The organism is Mycobacterium farcinogenes (genome assembly GCF_019739075.1).
GTDB lineage: Bacteria > Actinomycetota > Actinomycetes > Mycobacteriales > Mycobacteriaceae > Mycobacterium > Mycobacterium senegalense.
In genome coordinates, this window is the sequence record NZ_CP081673.1 from 5,432,121 (window position 1) to 5,450,612 (window position 18,492).

Here is an 18,492-nt window from a genome sequence, read left to right on the forward strand (position 1 = left end):
CGCGCTCACCGCAGGGCCAGCACTTCCCGCACGGTCTTCTCCAGGTCGCGGGCATCGTGGATGGTCACGGTCTTCGCGTCGCCGTGGGCACCGGCGTTGCAGATCCGCAGCGCCCGTCTGCGTTCGGGTTTGAGCCATGGGGTCAGGTCGATCTGCGGGTCTCCGTGGATCGCGAGGGCCAAACGACTCGAGGTTTTCTTGGCGGTCGACCATTTTTCTTCGGATTCGGCGATGGGCCGCCCGGCCCGCGCCTGCTTGGCGTAGAACGCCTGCTTGGCAGCTGATTCCAGTGCCATCCGGAACAGCGCAGGAGCGGCGCGGCCTTTGATGTCGTCGGGCATCTTGGTGTCTTTGATCAGTGCGAAGATGTCATCGACGTGGCGCACGGCGGGATTGACGTTGTCGCGCACGGTGACTCGTGAACCGGTTTCGCGGACCACCTCGATGAGCCGGGCATCGACGCCGGTTTCGCGGATTACCGATGCCAGCCGGTCGTCGTGGGAGAAGACGATCACCTGGTGCGTCTTGGCGATCTCGCACAGCACCTGGACGAAGCCGTCGATCTTGGAGGGGTCCATCGCCTGAATCGGGTCGTCGAGGACGACGAACCGGAAAGGGCTCTTCGCCGAGGTCGCCCGCGGCAGGAACAACGCGAGGGCCAGAGCGTGCAGCTCACCTTGACTCATCACCGACAGCGCTTTGGTGGGCTTGCCGTCGACCGCGCCTTCCAGGACCACCTTGCGCCGGGTGGCGGTTCCTTCCAGCGAGATCTCGACGAGGTCGACGTTACTTTCCTGACGCAGCTGATGCCAGATGTCGCGGGCTTGTGCGGCAATGGGTTTGAGCCGCCGATTGCGGAAGGCAGCGGCGTGCTCGGTGACCCACTTCTTGGCCGCTGCGACGGCGTTGAGCTCGTCGTCCACCTTGCGGGCCTGTTCCTCGAGCCCGACCCAGCCGCCCAGCTGCGCGGCGACCGGTGCCCATGCGCTTTCGCGCCGCGTGAGTTCGTCGGATGCTTGTGCTCGTAGGGATTCGGCGGCGGCGATCACCTCGGTCAGCGTCGACTCCGCGTGTGCCGCGAGGGCATCGTCACCGACGGGGACCTTCCTCGCCGCGGCAACGGCGTCGTTGTAGGCGGCCAGCCCGGGGAGGTCGACGCCAGGCACCTCGGGCGCCGTGGAGAGCTCCTGCATCAGCGCGGTGAGGGTTAACCGTGCGGTTTTGAGTTGCTGTGCTGTGGCGCGGTATTCGTCCAGCAGCTCCTCGCTGCTGGCGATGGTGTCCTGGGCGGCGGTCGCCCAGTCAGCGTCGAGGCGGCCCTGCGCACACACGGGGCAGTCGGCATCACCGCCCTGGTCGTGGAAGCGCAGCGCGGTGCGCAACAGGTCGACGCGTTGACTCGTGAGGTCGATCGCGGCGGTCGCAGTGTCTGCGGCGGCTTTCGCGGCGGCGCGCAATTGCCGGGTGGCCTCTTCGACGGCGTCGATGCTCGGCATCTCCAGCCGGGCCAGGACACGGAGGGCGGGTGCGACGTCGGACTGGGTCTCCCCCGCCCCGGTGGCCAGCGCACGGACATCATCAAGGGGGACAACGCGTTTACGGAGGAGTTTGGCCGCACGCCCGGCCCGCTCATCGGGATGACCGGCGAGTGCGTTCTGCACCCGCCTGCGTTCGGCGTCGGCCGCGTCGCTCGCGGACTTAATCGTCTTGTGGCGGGCGGTGAGGATCTTCTCGGTGTCAGCCAGGGCGTCGAGGCCGAGCAGCTTGGCCAACGCGTCGTACAAGGCGGACGGGCCGCCGTCGAACAACCTGCCGAGCTCTTCATACGACAGCAGCGGGCGGTGCAGTTCGAGAGCGCGTGACCACCCGAGGGCGTCGGTGCCGTCGACCCGCTTGCCGGTGCCCGTCTTCGTCCACGTCGTGCAGTGCTCCAGCTTGGCGTCCCGGTCCCATCGCACGCCGACGGAAAAGGGGTCGGCCGCCTCGCGGGTGAAGCCGACTTCGATCTCGCACGGGTCCGGGTGGTGGAGGTTCTGCCAGGCCTCCGACCACAGACTTTCCTTCTTGTTGTACCAGCGGTAACTGGTACCGGTGAGGGTGAGCTCGAGCGCCTCGGCGAAGCTGGACTTTCCGGAGCCGTTGCGACCGCTGACCACCATCAGGCCCGGCGCCGGGTAGAGGTCCAGCCGGGCGGACGGGCCGACGCCCCGGAATCCAGAAACCGAGATCGAGCTGAGAAAGGTTGCAGCTGGATCGGTTTGCGTCGTTTCACCGGCGCCTCCGGACACCTCGGCCAGCGCGTTGAGCACGACGTCCTTGGCGGTCTCGGACAACGCATCGTCATTGCCGAGCAATTCCAGGATCACGTCGTGAACGGACAGTTCGGCAGCTGCGGCGGCGGCCCCACCCTCTTGCGGCATGCAACGATTTAACAACGTGCGCCCGACAAATTTGTCGAGACCGTCAGTTGGAGGCTGCCGGATTCTCGCAACCCGGGCGATCTACGAGCCGTTGGTCTCCGGACCCCCGACGACAGCGTGAATGCGGCCCTGCGGGTAGGGCAGGTTTATTCCGTTTTCATCGTAGGCGCGCAGAATTTCGCGACGCAGCTTGCGTTGCACCGACCATTGCGCGTTCGGCCGGGTCTTCAGGGTCATCCGCAGCGTGAGCTGGTCGGCCGACAACGACTGCACCCCGAGCATCTCAGGTTCGCCGATCACCTTGCCTGCCATCGAAGGGTCCGCGACAACTTCGTGGGCGGCCTCGACGGCCACCTGCTCAGCCCGGTCCACATCCGCGGTCAGCGAGACAGGCACCTCGATCCGCGCCACGGCATAGTCCTGGCTCATGTTGCCGACGCGGGCGATCTCGCCGTTGCGCACGTACCACAGCGTGCCGTCGATGTCGCGGACCGTGGTGATCCGCAGCCCCACGCTCTGCACTTCCCCGGTTACCTCACCGAGGTCGACGGTGTCGCCGACGCCGTACTGGTCCTCCAGCAACATGAACACGCCGGTGACGAAATCGCGCACCAGGTTCTGGGCACCGAAGCCGATCGCCAGGCCGACCACCCCGGCCGAGGCGATGAACGGCGCGATGTTCACGCCGAGCACGCTGAGTATCGCCAGCACCACCCACACCAGCAGCACGATCGAGACCGTGGATTTGAGCACCGACCCGATGGTCTGCGCACGCTGTTGACGCCGTTCGGCCGCTCGTATTCCATTGGTCGTCGCGGATGCCCGATCCCGCAAATAGCGCAACAGCGGAGGCTTTTTCGCTTGCCCCTCAAGTTCGCCGCTAACGGATTTCTTGGTCCTACCGGTGGTGGCGCGGTCGATCATGCGATGCAGCAAAAATCGAATGATTAACGCGACAACGATGTACGCCACGACCCTGACGGGGACCTCAATCAGCCAATGTCGATTGGTTTCTGTCCACTCAAAAGCCTGGTTGTACATTTCCACGTTTTCGACCGTACGACAGAACTGACGAAGGCGTCGAATGCGCGAAATGGTTCACGTCTGCCCAGTCGGCAAATCCCCTCCGTATCGGGCGAATTCGCATTTACCGCACATTGCGGTTCACGTCACGCCCGGCGAAACAACTCACCGGGGCGCCCACCACCCCCGGTGGTGACCTCGCCCGTGGGTGACAGCGTCGTGGACGAGCCGATCAACCCGCGATACCGCGACCCAGCGCCTACGGTTAGTCAGCAACCGCGAACCGAGAGGATGCCGAGTGGCCGTCGCAGAACCCACCACACCGACGCTGCGCGAATTGACCCTGCGCGGGATACTGCTCGGCGGGGCGATCACGCTGGTGTTCACCGCCGCCAACGTCTACCTCGGTCTCAAAGTCGGTCTGACGTTCGCCACCGCGATCCCGGCCGCGGTGATCTCGATGGCGCTGCTGCGCAACTTCGCCAACCACTCCATCGTGGAGAACAACATCGTGCAGACCATCGCCTCGGCGGCGGGCACGCTCTCGGCGATCATCTTCGTGCTGCCCGGGTTGATCATGATCGGCTGGTGGACCGGGTTCCCCTACTGGATCACCGTCGCGGTGTGCGCGGTCGGCGGGATCCTCGGCGTGATGTACTCGATCCCACTGCGCCGGGCCCTGGTGACCGGGTCCGATCTGCCCTACCCCGAAGGCGTCGCCGCAGCCGAGGTGCTCAAGGTCGGCGACAGCAGCGGCGGTGTCGAGGAGAACCGGGTCGGCATCCGGGTGATCGCGTTCGGCGCGCTGGTGTCAGCCGGGTTCGGATTGCTGGCCAATCTCAAGGTGCTGGCCAATTACGTGGCGGCCTATTTTCGGGTTGGCGCCGGCGGCTCGATGTTCGGTGCCAGCTTGTCACTGGCGTTGATCGGCGTGGGGCATCTGATCGGCATGACCGTGGGCATCGCGATGCTCGTCGGTCTCGTCATCTCGTTCGGGATACTGCTGCCGATCCGCACCATCGGAACGTTCGGGACGGACGAGTCCGTCGCCGACGTCATCGACGGGGTGTTCGTGCACGAGGTGCGGTTCATCGGGGCCGGAGCGATCGCGGTGGCCGCCGTGTGGACGCTGCTGAAGATCCTGCGCCCGATCATCAAGGGCATCACCGAGGCCCTGGCCTCCGCCCGCGACCGCCGGCAAGGCCAGCTGGTCGACATCACCCAGCGCGACATCCCCTTCCCCATCGTGGTCGGCATCGTGGTGGCGATGCTGGTCCCAATTGCCGTGCTGCTGTGGGACTTCAGTCATGCCACCGTGCTGCACGGCAGCTCGACGGGGATCATCGTGGCGAGCGTGGTCTTCGTCTTCGTCATCGGCCTGGTGATCGCCGCGGTGTGCGGCTATATGGCCGGCCTGATCGGCTCGTCGAACAGCCCCATCTCCGGCGTCGGCATCCTCACCGTGCTCATCGCCGCACTGCTGATCAAGCTGGTGTACGGCCCGACATCCGATGACGGTTCCCTCGCCCTGGTGGCCTTCACCCTGTTCGTCGCGGCCATCACGTTCGGGGTGGCCACCATCTCCAACGACAATCTGCAAGACCTCAAGACGGGTCAGCTGGTCGGGGCCACCCCGTGGAAACAGCAGGTGGCGTTGGTGATTGGCGTGTTGTTCGGCTCGGCGATCATCCCGCCGGTACTTGACCTGATGCAACGCGCCTTCGGCTTCCTGGGAGCGCCGGGCGCGACCGACCACGCCCTGGCCGCACCGCAGGCCGCGCTGATCTCGTCACTGGCCAAAGGCGTGTTCGGCGGATCCCTGGACTGGTCGTTGATCGGGCTGGGCGCGGCGATCGGGGTGGTGATCGTCATCGTCGACGAGATCCTCACCCGTACTTCGCGATTCAGCCTGCCACCGCTGGCCGTCGGGATGGGCATGTACCTACCGATGAGCCTGACGCTGATCATCCCGTTGGGCTCATTACTCGGGTACTTCTACAACAAGTGGGCCGATCGCTCCGGTGAGAACGTCGAACGCAAGAAGCGCCTGGGCGTGCTGCTGGCCACCGGCATGATCGTCGGCGAAAGCCTCTACGGCGTGATCTTCGCCGGTTTCGTCGCCGGCACCGGAAGTGACGAGCCGTTCGCGATCTTCACCGGCAACGACGGGACGTTCGCCGAGGTTCTCGGGATCATCGGGTTCGCGGCCGTGCTGCTGTGGTTGTACGGGAGCATTCGACGGACTGCCGCACGGGCGCCCGTGAACTCGATGGGATAGCTGTCTCACCAGATTCCACCGGATGAACGTCGAGCGCTGCGCCTGCGAGCTACCCCTCGCGCCCCATTCCGCCGGGCTCCAACGACAGCGGCAACGCCTCGTCCTCTCGTCCCTGCTCGCGCAAACCATCCAGCCACTGCTCGTATACCGGCTGCAAGGATCTGCCGAGGTCCTTGCCCTGGGCCGTGATTCGCAGCCACAACGTCCAGGGCCAACCCGCACGATCATCGAACCGGTCGACGTACTCGGCCGATATGCGACGGATCGACGCATCCAGGGCACTGTCCCAAGGCTCGAATCGGGCACCGTGGTCACGCAGGTCGCCGATCTCGGCCAACCCGTCACCGACCAGCTGACGGAGCAGTTCGAGTGTCTGTCGCTGCACTTCCGCGAGGCTGGCCGAGAGGTTCTCTTGCGCGACATGCCGATGCACCTGCCAGAGTTTGACCCAATCGTGCTGCCCTTCCACGAGAATTTTCTCGCGCGCAGAAACCATGTCCGAACCTCCCCATCCGAACCTAGCGACACTGCGCGGAGATCGGTGACCTGAGAGCGTCAAAGTTTGTCGGCGCCCGCCTTCATACTGTCCGGCTCGCTGGAGATTCCACGTCGAGCGAGAGGACACTCCCGATGACGCTGCGAATCGCCACGCTGAACATCCGCCACGGCGGCAGCAAGTACGCCGACGCGCTCGCCGCGCGCCTGCTGGGCTATGACGCCGACCTTCTCGTGGTGACTGAGTTCCGGGCCAACAACGCGGGTGCTGCTCTGGTCGCCCAACTCGAACGCGCCGGATACTCGACCACCCACCCTGGCGCCGATTCGAAGCAGAACACCATGCTCATCGCATCGCGGACCCCGATCGACCGGGCCGCCCGATTCAGCCGGCACCTGTCCGCCCACCATGTGTGGTGCGTCGAGTTCGACGGAACCATTGTCGCCGGCGTCTACCTACCGCAGGCCCACGCGAAGCTGCCCTACTGGGAGGCCCTGATCGACCGGGCCCGCCGCAGCGAGGTCGATCTGCTCATCGGCGACTTCAACACGGGCAACAACGATCTCGACAAAGATCCCAAGGGTACGAAGTTCATCGGCCCCGAGGTGCCCGGTCGACTGGTCGCCTCCGGATACGTCGACGTATGGCGGGCTCTGCACCCCGGCGTCCGCGAGTACTCGTGGTTCAGCCGCCCCGGCGACAACGGCTTCCGTCTCGACTACATCTACGCCGTGCCCGAGTTCGCTCGGCGCGTCCGCACCTGCGAGTTCGACCATGCCCCGCGCCTGGCCGATGAAACGGACCATTCGGGGCTGGTCGCGGTGTTGGATTAGCACCCGCCAGCGCGCGGCGGCGTAGCTAATAGGCTGGCCAGATGATCGACTGGCTGGCCCGAATGGTGGAGCCGCTCAACAGTGCGCTCTTCACGATCGGGAGCGACGCGGTCAGCTGGGCCGAGTTCCTCGGCTTCGTTACCGGCGGCCTGTGCGTCGCGCTGACGGTGCGGCGCAACATCCTCAACTTCCCGGTCGGGATCGCCAACAACGCGTTTTTCCTCGTGCTGTTCACCTCGGCCAGCCTGTGGGCGGCCTCGGGCCTACAGGTGCTCTACATCGTGCTGGGTTTCGCCGGGGTGGTGGCAGTGGCTGCGCGGCCGAGCCGATACGGGTACGACGGTGATCCGCCGGAGTAGCCGGGCCGAGTTGGCTTGGTGCGCGGTGTTCTTGGTGTTGGGCACCGGGATGCTGTTCGTCATTCTGACCGCCGCGAACGATGCGGCGCCGTTCCTGGATGCGGTCACGACGTGTCTGTCGTTGGTCGCGCAGTGGCTGCTCAACACCCGGCGGCTCGAGACGTGGTACTTCTGGATCGCCGCCGATTGCATCTTCATCCCGCTCTATCTCAGCCAGGGATTGATCCTCACCGCCGCGGTGTACCTGTTGTTCCTCGGCCTGTGCGTCGCTGGCTTGCGTGCCTGGACCCGTGAGCTGGCGCCGGCCGACGCGGCCCTGCCGGCAGACAGCGCGGTGCGATGACCGAGTTCCGGCATGGCCTGATGATCGGCAAGTTCTATCCGCCGCGGATCGGGCACCACGAGGCGATCCGGGCCGCCGCGGCACGCTGCGACCGGTTCACGGTGCTGGTGATGGCCGCGGCGGTTGAGTCGATTCCGCTGGCCGACCGGATGGCGTGGCTCCGCGAGGAACACGAGCACGATGCGAACGTGCGGATCGCCGGTATCCCTTGCGACGCACCGGTCGACGTGACCGATCAACGAGTGTGGGCGGCGCAGGTCGCCGCCATGCGGGCGGGCGTGCGAGCTGCCGGTGCGGCGCCGGAAGTTGATGCGGTGTTCAGCGGCGATGACTATGTCGACGAGCTCGCCCGGTGGTTCGGTGCGACTGCCGTGAGGACGGGACGCACCGGCAGCAGCACCGCGGTCCGACGCGACCTCGCCGGCGGCTGGCATGAGTTGGCGCCAGCCACCCAGGCCGGGTTGACGACGCGCGTCGTCGTGGTGGGCGCTGAGTCGACCGGGACGACGACGGTGGCCGAACAGTTGGCCCGCCACTACGCCGCCCGCGGCGGGGCGTGGGCCGCGACGCAATGCGTGCCCGAGTACGGGCGGGAGTACACCGAGATCAAGTGGGCCGCCAACCCTGACGTGGATATCACTGAACTGCAGTGGACTTCACGCGACTTCGATGTCATCGGCCCCGAGCAGACCCGCCTCGAAGAACAGGCGGCGCGGGCGGGTTCCCCGATCTTGATCTGCGACACCGACGCCTTCGCCACCGCCATCTGGAAGCGCCGCTACCTGGACGACGCCTCCGGCGGGCCCTGGACGAAAGCCCCGCCGCGCGCGGTATATCTGCTCACCGACCACGAGGGCGTGCCCTGGCACGACGACGGGATGAGGGAAGGCGACCTGGAAATCCGAGCGGCGGTGACGGGCTGGTTCGCCGACGCGCTCACCGCCGCCGGGCACTCGTGGGTGTTGTTGACCGGGACGCTCGAGGAACGGATCGATCTCGCGCTCCGCACCGTGGAGCCGCTCCTGGAGGTGCGGGCGCGGTTCGGGGAGCCGTTGCGGGGTCCGGGGTTTGAGGGGACGCCGTAGGCGAGGCGCTTCTTCAGCAAATAGAAGCGATACGAGTCGGTACCCGTCGATAGAATTCAAACATGGTGGTACACCGAGCCATCTATCCTGTTTTGGACCGTGATCTTGCCCGGATCGCAGCGTTCAGCTACCAACGCGATGGGTGTCGAGAGCACACCGAGATCCCGATCGAGGGCGTCGGCGTGGTGCATGTGGTCACCGAGGTACCGGACGCCGATCCGGTATACGCGTTCACCGACGTGACCCTTGCTCGATATCAGGGTGGCGAACTCACGCCGCCTATCGCTCTGGCCGGATCGGTGTGTGAGAGCACGGTAGCGCGGTGCATGCACGAGCATTGGTGCGACCTGCAACGGTTGATCCGGTGCATTCGAGCAGACACCAAAACACTGTGCGTCCTCGACATCGACTGGGAGATCGAGGACGACGACGTCGAAGACGCAGACGAGCCGTCCGACGAATCTGGTCCCGATCCAGGGCTCACCCCTCGTATCCTGGAGATCGCCGAGCGCGCACGGACCAGGCCTCTCGGGACAGACTCACTCGCTCGTGATTGACGGACCGGCTGTCATCGGCGCGCCGAGAGCTCGTGCACTTCGTCATACGTCGCGGCATCAAAAGCGACGATTCTGACTTCTTCCACTCGGGTTGCAGTGCCGGCGATGGTCTCGACGGCAGCGGCGATAGCATCGCGGCGTGGCCAACGGTAGATGCCCGAGCTGATGAGTGGGAATGCCACGGTCAGCGCGCCGAGCTCGTCGGCGACTTCCAGTGCCCGCCGGTAGCAGGACGTCAGCAAAGACCGGTCACGCTGTCCGGCACGGTAATTCGGCCCGACGGTGTGGATCACCCAACGGGCAGGCAGATCTCCGGCGGTGGTCCAGCCGGCGTCGCCGGTCGCCAATCCGTCGGGGAACCGCTCGATGCAGTCCTGCAGGATCGCCGGTCCGCCACCGCGGTGAATCGCACCGTCAACGCCGGCGCCTCCGCGCATGGCGCTGTTTGCGGCGTTGACGATCGCATCTACCTGCTTTTGAGTGATGTCGCCGTGGATCGCGGTGATGTTCGGCATGGGTCCAGTATGCCTACGCGGCCCCTGCGTCACGGGCTTGTTGAATCTGATTCTTGATCTCCCGGTACGCCTGCACGCGTGCCATCACCGCTTCCACTGCCGAATCCTGCTGCGTGGTTTGCGGAGTGGCCTCGATGCCGTAAAGTACGGCGCTCAACTTCGCGTGCAACTCGGCACGCTGCGCGGCGACCCGGGCGTCCTCGCGTTCGGTGCGTAGCGACTTGTCGATGAGCTGTGCCTCCTCGGCACATTTCCCGATGAGCTCCACGCGTTCGATCGCGGCGGTTTCCAGGTTGGCAGCCGTGGTTTTGGCTTCCGCGAGAATCGCGCGATCCTCGGCACTCGGCTTGTCCAGTGCCGACAACTTTCCGATCACACCCCGTAGCGCGTGCGCCTTCTCGAAGTTCTCGGTGATCCCCTTGATGTCGGCACTGAAGTCGACGTCACCCAGCCAGCCCGCGCGGGCGGCTTCGGACGCGGCCACCTGCTTGACCCCACCCAGAGCCGACTCGACGAGCGCGGCGTTCTGCTTGCCGAGCGCGTCGACGCGCCGTTGCTTCTCCGTCCGAACTCGTTCTTCGCGTTGACGTTTGGCCTTCGCAGCTTGCGCCGCCTGTTCGACGCGAGCCCGCTGCTGGGCCTCATAGCTGCGTTGTTCCAGTGCGACGACGGCCTTGTAGGCAGCCAAGCTCACCAGAACGACCACGATGATGACACCCAGGGCAATCCAGACCGGTTTCGGGACCAACGCGATCAGCACGAACAGGAAAAAGATCGCGCTGCCGGCGCCCGAGGAGCGCTTATTGCTCATGATGCACCTCCAAAGATGCGTGTACCGCCCTACAGTCCTGCCGCGGTGGCTCCGTAGGCCGCTTGAGCCGGGGTGTAGCCCTCGTACACGAGCTGCTCGATGAGTCCGCCGCGGGAGAACGCCGAATAGTCCAGGTACGCCTTGGCCGCTTTCGCCGCTTGCGCGTTCCAGTCCACGGTGATGTGGTCGACGGCGAAAGTCGCGTCTGCCGTTGAGAAATCCTCGTATTCCAGTTGTTCGATCAGCCCCTGGCGCGAGAAGGCGCTGTAGTCGAGGTACTGTTCGGCGGCGCGCACCGTTTGCGCTGGCTCACCGTCGAGGCCGCTTCCAGCGGGATCATCGGTCCGGACAATGCCCGAACGTGTGGTCCGTTGTGTTCCTCGACGCCGGTAGCAACGCCGGCCAATTGCACCGACGGGCTCGCGTCATCGACGTCCTCGCCGACTGTCCACAGCGCAATGCCACCGATGGCCAACAGCAGGCCCGCGGCCGTCTTGAACGAGTAGGTATTCATCGTATGTGCTCCATCCGTTGTTCATGGTCGCTCGCACATGCGAGCCGAACGGAATGACAGGGCCCTCCGACAAGGTGATGATCTGTCGTAGTCATCCATCGGTGTGACCGAAGATCGCCGTCCCCGCGTTTAGTGCAACTACAAACGACCGATCCCTGTTCGAGCTACGACCCCGAGGAGTAGGGCTCGCAACGGCGCCCAGAGCGGCCGCGTACCGGAAGGAAACTGGGACCGCACGAAACGGCTGCGACGGAATGCGCAACGCGCTGATCGGTCTCCCGGACTCGCACCGACATCCGAAAGGCGAGATGCGCACACCGATTCACAGCCTCGGTCGCTGCTATTGACCGTAGGCTCAGCGATATGCAGGCAGAGACTCGGACACTGACGCAGCTATTTCAGCTAGACGTACGCTACGTCATTCCCCTCTACCAACGACCGTACGTCTGGACCGAGCAGAAGCAGTGGGGACCGCTGTGGGAAGACATCGCGACCGTCGCCGAACATGTCTTACTCGAAGGCGCGAGTTCGAAGTCGCCCGCCCACTTTCTCGGTGCAATTGTTATCGAACAGGAAGAGAACCCTCCCGGTTCACCACAGCGTTTCCTCGTCATCGATGGTCAGCAACGACTGACAACACTCCAGCTCCTGCTTGCTGCGGCCGCGCAAACTGCCAATGCGATGGGTTGTCCCGCGCAAAGCGATTTGCTCGGCCGGCTCACCCTGAATAACCAGCTTCTTGCCGAAGGGGACGAGCGCTTCAAGGTTTGGCCGACCAACGCCAATCGGGCGGCCTTCCGACAGACGATGGATGGCGATGGTTCCGTAGCGTCGAAACCGCCGAGCACAGGAAACGAGATACAGAACGCCTACGCCTTCTTCTGCCAGCAGATCACATCCTGGGTCACCGACGACGCTCCCAACGCCTCGCCCATGTCACCGCCGGTGAAGCAGTTCGAAGCACTTCGCGTCACGCTCGGAGATCTGTTGAAGCTCGTCTCCATTCGCCTTGAAGACGGCGACAATCCGCAAGTCATATTCGAAACGCTTAACGGACGCGGCACACCTCTTATTGCCCTCGACCTTCTAAAGAATGCGGTTTTTCTGAGGGCGGAGCGTGAAAACTCCAACACGGACGCGCTTTACACCGAGCACTGGGCGCCAGAGCTGGACCGTGACTATTGGCGCGATAGCAGGCGAACCGGCCGCCTGTTCACGAAGAACGGTGACCTCTTCCTTCAGTACTGGCTGGTGGCGGAGCTCGCCGAGCCCGTTGCAGCGACCGAGCTCTTCGACATCTTCCGCACAAAGATTCTGCAACCCGCCTCTTGTCCGCCGATGACTGACCTCATCCCGAGCCTTACCCGCGACGCTGCTGCGCTCCGCTGGTTCCAGAGTGCGGACGCTGAGCCCGCCGATAGGCGGTTCCATGACTTGCTCGAGCTGTTGGATACCACCACGTTGATGCCAATAGCTCTTACACTGCTTCGCGCTGAGGCAGTCACAGCCGACCGCCGGGCACGAGCGTTTCGAATCCTGGAGAGTTTTCTTGTGCGCCGGATGCTTTGTGGCGGGACAACGAAAAATTACAACCGCCTCTTCGCCGCTCTGGTTAGTGACATCAACGCCGATTTGCCTTATGCCGACGACGTTCTGGCATCACGATTAGCAGCTGAAACCGCGCCTGCCAATCGGTGGCCCACAGATAGTGAACTCCACAGCGCAATCCTCACCCGCGACATGTACGGGCAACGGCGCCAGGATCGGCTTGTGATGGTGCTGCATCGCATAGAAGAACACCTCCGAACGCTGGATAGCAAAACGGAGCAACATCTCGGCATGGCGAAAAATCTGACCTTGGAACACCTAATTCCGCAGACGTGGGAACCGCACTGGCCACTCGACGAGACTCAAGAAGATCCGCTTGCGTGGCGCATCGCCCATCTGCACAAATTGGGCAACTTAACGTTGACCAATGGCGTCCTAAATTCGAGTTTGTCGAACGCACCGTGGCACGCACCCCTCCAATCAAAGGACAAGCGGCGCAGTCTCGTTGAACACAGCCTGTTGAAGCTGAATTCAATCGTCACCGGTCAACACCCGCAGTCCTTCACCGAGATCGACGTCGACGAGCGCAGCACATATTTGGCCAGCCTCATCGCGCGTATCTGGCCAGGCCCCGACAGGGTCGACACCATCCGTCCCGGTCCTACGCCATCGGCCACTCAACCAGCTCAGGTACCGTCAGCGCCCGCGAGCAATCCCATCGGTCCGGCTGAATTTCCAATGGAGAACACGTCACCACATTCCGCGCTCCGCGGCCGCATCCGTGAATTGCTCCGCAGTGGTTCAACAACGAGCGAAACTTCAGACCGCCTCGGTGGCGGGCGCGATTTGTGGTTGATCGTCCTTGAAGAAGAAGCAAAGCTCGCTAATGAGGTGCTGACCCGTACGCCAACCCCGGCCGATGCGGTCGCTCTGCGCGATGGCCAAAACATGCGCTGGGAGCGCGTCGCCGCCCGGCTCTACGGAAATCCGCGGCGCACCGGCGCTGCGCAGCGTCTTTACGAGCAAGCCAAAGGTGAAGGCGCGGCGAAACGCTCGTACACTGGCAAAGGCCGAATGTTTCCAGAGATGGAACCGTGATCTGTGCCAACGAGGTCTAACGGTTATCACGCCACCATGCCGCAGCTTGTCTGACGGATCACGAGGTCTGCAGACCAGATCGGTACCGCATCGTAGGCGTTCTCGTCTGACTTGGCCGTCTGAGTTCCACCAGGCGTGAACCACTTCGAACCCGTTGTTATGGAAACCGAAGGTCCCTGACGACGATTCTCACGGGGAACACTTCGCACAAAGGTCTTTGATAGCCAGCCGTTGCCATTCGAGGCTCTTCATTCGTGGCCGTCGATTATGATCGCCACGACTAACGCCCCGGCACGTCCTCCTCCTAAGGGCATCGAGCTCGCCGGAGTTGTCCCGTGAGGAGCTTGCCCATCGAATCGAGCAGTGCGGTTCGTTCGCGCGGTGACAGCTCGAGCTGTGGCACCTTCTCGAGCGGAAACGCCGCGGTAGACGACCTCGTACTCATGGTCGAATTTGGCCGGGGTCACGGCGCGGGTGACCGTCAGCCCACCCGCTGCCCGGCAAGAAAAGCGGAATCCGCAGGTCACGTCGGATTTTAATCGACGGCATCGACTCGGAATGGTCGAGCAGGAATACCAGGCGGCTGAGATTTGGGTTGGCATGATGGGTCCTTTTCGTAAGCGCCAGGACCGCTTGGCTTTTCGACGCGATTGGAACCTCATCGGCTCAGGAGCTGGGTTGTCATCGTCGATTCGGTTGCGTCGCCAGACTCCCAGCCCCGCCGTGGCACTCGAATCCTTATCTTCTTCACGGGGCGATGATCCTCTCCAGCACAGCCGGACGATCTTGCACCACCACGACATCGGCAAACTGCGCGAGCAACGCGCAGACGAACGCCGACCGCATCACCTTCATGTCGTGGAGCAGCTCGATGTGGCTGAGAGTCCCGTTCTTGCACAACCGTTCCCACGCCGCGAGGATCATCCATGCGGGCACCAGCTGAGGTCCCGCCCCACGTGCGCGGGATCGCTCGGTCTCCACCCACACGCCTGTACGATCGAATGACGCAATCCAGTTGGTGCGCTTGTTACTCAAGGTCTCGATGACATCGCTGCTGGCGACCACGTCCGTGATTCGCTCCACCAGGTCGTTGTCGAGCTCCGCCGCATGCTTGCGGCCGTCCCGAGGATCTGTCACTGCCCTACCTCTCTCGCAATGAATGGCGCTGCCTGTCTTCAGAGCAGCCGGACAGAATGGCAGAGGCCACCGACAAGCTTGCGCGGTTCGACGTTGGAGTGCGGACGCTGAGGCCCTATCCGTCCGGGCTCGACCGAAATCCGCTCCAAATACACCAGTCCGTGCGTTTGAATCGCAGGGATGCTAAGCGACCTGACAAACTCGCCTGCCGACCCCACATCGCGATCCACCGCGTCTAAAGGCGAACGAGTGTCTCGCCGAGAGAGTCAGCCTCAGGGCTATCTCGAAGACCCGATCAGCGCTGCACTGACCGCGTAACTTCGCTCCTGGACGCCCACGCATCTTCGATACCGCGTGCAAGGTCTAATTGCCAGGGCTGGGCAACATTCAGGACGATCTCGTCCCAAGTATCAGCTGACGACCGTTGCGCTGCAGACGAATCGGAAACGACTTGAAGTGCCAATTTTCCTGCGGTCAAGAGGGTGGGCAGATGGATGTGCCTAATGGATGAAGGATGTTTGGTGACTAGACCTTTAGCTGTTGCCTTACCGATGGAAGCGGCCCCAACAAGTGAGTGAGCGGCCAGGCGAAGTTCTGTTCGTCTACGTTCTTCCTGGCGGGTCAGTTCAACCGTGCCGCGTGCCCGTAGTGCCGTCAGATGCACATGTGTCCGAATTACAGCCTCGGTCGTGACAGTCGTCATTCCCGGCCCCGCCACGGCCGACCGAACGTTGCATCCCTCGCCGCTACGCAATCCTTTATACGCATGCAACGCAAAGTCTCTGACCGCCTCGTTGTCCATCTCATAAAGCAAGGACGATCCCGGTATCGGCAAACTCATCGGAGTGAGGACGTCGGCTGCTAGATGCATGAGCCAGCGAAGCAGCGCCTCTTCGAAGCTGTCGACTACGTCGAAGCGTCCACTGGCACTGACTTGAGAACGCTGGCCAAATGACCACCGGACTCCGCGAAACTCGCCCTCCATGATCTGACGCAGCGCCTCGAAGGGGCGGGCCAAGTCGTGGCCGGCGGATTTGACCCGATGAGCCCGGCCACCAAACCCCTCCCCCATGAAGTCGATCGGCAAACGCTTTCCGGCCCTCTCAAATCTCCGTCCGATACGAGTACTCGCTAGAGTACTGAGGTGGTTCCGAACCGCCCTGTCGATGGAAGCGTCAAACCAGACACACGCCGTTCCCAAGACTCCTGCAAGACCGACCATGGCGACATCCGTTGTGGCCCATTGGATGCGCTGCCGACTGCGCCATTCATCGAGTGCGGCGGCCTGCTCGGGAGTTAGTGCCGCGTCCAGATCGACATCGTTCCACGAGTTCGCTGACCGCAACTCATCGTTAAAGGCTGTTAGTTCACGGTAGTTTTGTGCGGTAGGTGCGGCGGGAAGCTCCGAAATTGCAGGATCATCCGATAAGGCTTTGGCAACAGCAAGATCCATTGCATCGAGTCGCCTTCGTTGTGTGTCGAGATTGCGGTCGAAATCGTCGGTCATCCCACGACCGCCGGCAATCGGTCGAGAACTACTGCGAGCGTTACCTTCGCATTCTCCGCTTCAGTTCGAACCTCTCGCAGGCGCGTTAGTTCATCCTTCAACTCACGGTTTTCGTCACCGAGTCGCTTATTCTCCGCCTTCAAGTCAGCAATACGTTCACTGAGGAGGTTGATTTTTTTCGGAGAAGTCGTTGATGCGGCTCTGCAGGCCCTCGGCTACCCGACGAAGCTTCTGGTCGCGGTCCTGCGAATCAGCAAGTACCAGTTTCGCTAGCAGATCAAGTTTGATGGCATCGGCAACCACTTCCGCCGTAGCGAGGCGACTGAATCGGGCAGTGGCTCCGGCCGCCCCAGCGGCAAAAACACCTCCGGCTCCACTCAGCAGAATCGTGCCGCCCAACACGCCAAACCCGCCCGTTGCAATCGATCCTCCACCCAACATGGCCAATCCAGCCGATGTCGCTGCCGCACCAGAAAGTCCCAGACTCCCGCCGATGGCTGCCCCAACAGCTGGCGCGGCCCACCCTGCTGTGGCCGCACCGACACCGAGCCCGACGACCGAAGCCGCCGCTACCCTCCCCCATTTGATGGACTTGCGCCTCAACTGCCGGAGCAACGCGTCGAACTCTCTGGTGGTGGCATTGAGGTCATCCGAAGACACACCAGCGAGCTGCTGAACAGCTACTTCTAATCCGGCCCGACGTGCCCCAGTTACCCATTTCTCGGTTGGGTGCCACGGATTGAAGGTCATCAGTTCAATCATCAGAATCATCGCGCGTGATCGCGAGTCGATATCACCGGCGCGTTGAGCTGCCATGTCCGGACCGAACGAACCGGAAGACACTTGATCACCGCAGGTACGCACCGTCACGAGGAACGCACGATGAAACTCATTCAGTATCAGTTGCTTACTTTGCTTTCGAGCGTCACGTCGTTCCCCGGAGATGTCGGCGTGCATCATCTGCAATCGCAAGGAGTGCAGTGCGTCCAATTCCCTTGGCGTCAGTCTCAGCTGGTCCGCCAAATCGTCGGCATCGTGCATACCGGCCGAGTTCCTTTCTTCTGTACAGCGGTGGAGGCTAGCCCGTCGCTATGACAAGACTGCGGTCGCGGCGATCGATTGAGATACCGCGCGGCAGGCCCCCATCCACATCCATGATTCGGGGGCTTCAATCAGTGCACCAGAATGAGAAACGGATGCCACGGGTTAGGCAACCGAAGGCTGCGGAAGTCCCTGCACGGTAAACAACGTGAGCTCAAGTTCCTCCGGCGTGCAATCCAGCAGAAGTCCCGTCTGATGCATCCAATGCAGGTAGACCGCATACCGGTATGGGCTCCATGCCCGCGACCTGCCAGTGCGCGTCACCAGATGGGGAATACCACTGAGTACGGCAACTTTTCGAGCGAGTACGTTGTCCAGAATTAGCGCACCAGGAGTTGTAAAGTAGAGGAACTTGGTAAAAAATGCTGGCCCAAATCCCCTGATCCTGCACCATGGTTCGCGATTGGCAGATGCGCGACTCTCCGGAGTATCACCGCCATAGAACATGGCGTAGCCGGCAATGGGGTGCGTGGAACTAGCGTCAGCTGCGCGCGCCAGAATGAGGTCGAGCTGCCCGGCAGTAGACTCGACGATGTCCCGGTATCGACGCGGACCGTAAGCAATCCGCCCCGTACCCCACACATAAGATGCAGTGAAAACATCCTTCAGATTCCCGGTTTCGGCTATTGCGAACACGTCACGCCGGGACACGCCATCTTTTCCAGCCATGCTGGCAGGAAGCACCTTGGCCCAGCGCGCTGGATCGTAGCCAACGCGATGAGCTCGCACCCCGCCTTCGCCCAGCTCATCTCGCTTAGCCGTGACGAGCCCCCGCAATTTTTCGACGTGATGGTTCGCCAGCGGATGCTCCGCAGCTTCCTGTCGCGCTTGATCATCGTGAACGTACTTCATCGGTGGCTCATTTCA

General features: G+C 63.1%; 17 protein-coding genes. 7 read left to right on the plus strand and 10 right to left on the minus strand.

Annotated elements, in window-relative coordinates; genetic code table 11:
* Positions 1-5: 5 nt before the first annotated feature.
* Together K6L26_RS25975 and K6L26_RS25980 are read right to left on the minus strand one after the other, a co-directional pair.
* Positions 6-2,420 (minus strand): AAA family ATPase, encoded by a 2,415-nt coding sequence (locus K6L26_RS25975; RefSeq protein WP_221851992.1) that lies wholly within the window; start codon positions 2,418-2,420, stop codon positions 6-8.
* Between the two features lie 81 nt (positions 2,421-2,501).
* Complete coding sequence (locus K6L26_RS25980; protein WP_221851993.1) at positions 2,502-3,461, minus strand: mechanosensitive ion channel family protein; 960 nt, start codon at positions 3,459-3,461, stop codon at positions 2,502-2,504.
* A gap of 280 nt (positions 3,462-3,741) precedes the next feature.
* On the opposite strand from K6L26_RS25980, the gene K6L26_RS25985 reads away from it, so the two are divergent.
* Complete coding sequence (locus tag K6L26_RS25985) at positions 3,742-5,721, plus strand: OPT family oligopeptide transporter (protein WP_221851994.1); 1,980 nt, start codon at positions 3,742-3,744, stop codon at positions 5,719-5,721.
* A gap of 49 nt (positions 5,722-5,770) precedes the next feature.
* On the opposite strand, the gene K6L26_RS25990 is transcribed toward K6L26_RS25985, so the two are convergent.
* The gene (locus K6L26_RS25990) at positions 5,771-6,217 is read right to left on the minus strand and encodes a hypothetical protein (RefSeq protein WP_221851995.1); all 447 of its coding nucleotides are present in this window, start codon (positions 6,215-6,217) and stop codon (positions 5,771-5,773) included.
* Between the two features lie 134 nt (positions 6,218-6,351).
* On the opposite strand from K6L26_RS25990, the gene K6L26_RS25995 reads away from it, so the two are divergent.
* The 5 genes from K6L26_RS25995 to K6L26_RS26010 all read left to right on the plus strand — a co-directional run bounded on the left by K6L26_RS25995 (position 6,352) and on the right by K6L26_RS26010 (position 9,394).
* Complete coding sequence (locus K6L26_RS25995) at positions 6,352-7,050, plus strand: endonuclease/exonuclease/phosphatase family protein (RefSeq protein WP_221851996.1); 699 nt, start codon at positions 6,352-6,354, stop codon at positions 7,048-7,050.
* 41 nt (positions 7,051-7,091) lie between these two features.
* Positions 7,092-7,409: a nicotinamide mononucleotide transporter gene (locus tag K6L26_RS31905; protein WP_280639564.1), complete on the plus strand. Its 318-nt coding sequence runs from the start codon at positions 7,092-7,094 to the stop codon at positions 7,407-7,409.
* Entirely contained in the window at positions 7,393-7,752 is a 360-nt protein-coding gene (gene pnuC / locus K6L26_RS31910; protein ID WP_280639565.1) for a nicotinamide riboside transporter PnuC, read from the plus strand. Before K6L26_RS31905 ends, pnuC begins: the two co-directional genes overlap by 17 nt.
* Positions 7,749-8,837, plus strand: a complete 1,089-nt coding sequence (locus K6L26_RS26005; protein WP_221851997.1) for an AAA family ATPase — start codon at positions 7,749-7,751, stop codon at positions 8,835-8,837. Before pnuC ends, K6L26_RS26005 begins: the two co-directional genes overlap by 4 nt.
* 62 nt (positions 8,838-8,899) lie before the next feature.
* On the plus strand, positions 8,900-9,394 hold the full coding sequence (locus K6L26_RS26010) for a hypothetical protein (RefSeq protein ID WP_221851998.1): 495 nt from the start codon (positions 8,900-8,902) through the stop codon (positions 9,392-9,394).
* 11 nt (positions 9,395-9,405) lie between these two features.
* On the opposite strand, the gene K6L26_RS26015 is transcribed toward K6L26_RS26010, so the two are convergent.
* The 3 genes from K6L26_RS26015 to K6L26_RS26025 are packed head-to-tail and all read right to left on the minus strand — an operon-like array spanning position 9,406 to position 11,016.
* A complete protein-coding gene (locus K6L26_RS26015) occupies positions 9,406-9,909 on the minus strand; it encodes an O-acetyl-ADP-ribose deacetylase (protein ID WP_221851999.1) in 504 nt (167 codons plus the stop codon).
* Between the two features lie 13 nt (positions 9,910-9,922).
* Positions 9,923-10,720, minus strand: coding sequence for a hypothetical protein (locus tag K6L26_RS26020; protein WP_245008645.1), 798 nt, complete (start codon positions 10,718-10,720; stop codon positions 9,923-9,925).
* Between the two features lie 29 nt (positions 10,721-10,749).
* Complete coding sequence (locus K6L26_RS26025) at positions 10,750-11,016, minus strand: Ltp family lipoprotein (RefSeq protein WP_221852001.1); 267 nt, start codon at positions 11,014-11,016, stop codon at positions 10,750-10,752.
* 581 nt (positions 11,017-11,597) lie between these two features.
* Here K6L26_RS26025 and K6L26_RS26030 point away from each other — a divergent pair.
* The gene (locus tag K6L26_RS26030; protein ID WP_221852003.1) at positions 11,598-13,880 is read left to right on the plus strand and encodes a DUF262 domain-containing protein; all 2,283 of its coding nucleotides are present in this window, start codon (positions 11,598-11,600) and stop codon (positions 13,878-13,880) included.
* A 747-nt stretch (positions 13,881-14,627) separates the two neighbouring features.
* Here K6L26_RS26030 and K6L26_RS26035 read toward each other — a convergent pair.
* The 4 genes from K6L26_RS26035 to K6L26_RS26050 form a co-directional block, all read right to left on the minus strand.
* The gene (locus tag K6L26_RS26035; protein ID WP_221852005.1) at positions 14,628-15,017 is read right to left on the minus strand and encodes a hypothetical protein; all 390 of its coding nucleotides are present in this window, start codon (positions 15,015-15,017) and stop codon (positions 14,628-14,630) included.
* Positions 15,018-15,312: 295 nt separating this feature from the next.
* Complete coding sequence (locus K6L26_RS26040) at positions 15,313-16,524, minus strand: hypothetical protein (protein ID WP_221852007.1); 1,212 nt, start codon at positions 16,522-16,524, stop codon at positions 15,313-15,315.
* Between the two features lie 156 nt (positions 16,525-16,680).
* Complete coding sequence (locus K6L26_RS26045) at positions 16,681-17,565, minus strand: hypothetical protein (protein WP_221852009.1); 885 nt, start codon at positions 17,563-17,565, stop codon at positions 16,681-16,683.
* A gap of 165 nt (positions 17,566-17,730) precedes the next feature.
* Positions 17,731-18,477: an 8-oxoguanine DNA glycosylase OGG fold protein gene (locus K6L26_RS26050; RefSeq protein WP_221852011.1), complete on the minus strand. Its 747-nt coding sequence runs from the start codon at positions 18,475-18,477 to the stop codon at positions 17,731-17,733.
* Positions 18,478-18,492: the final 15 nt, after the last annotated feature.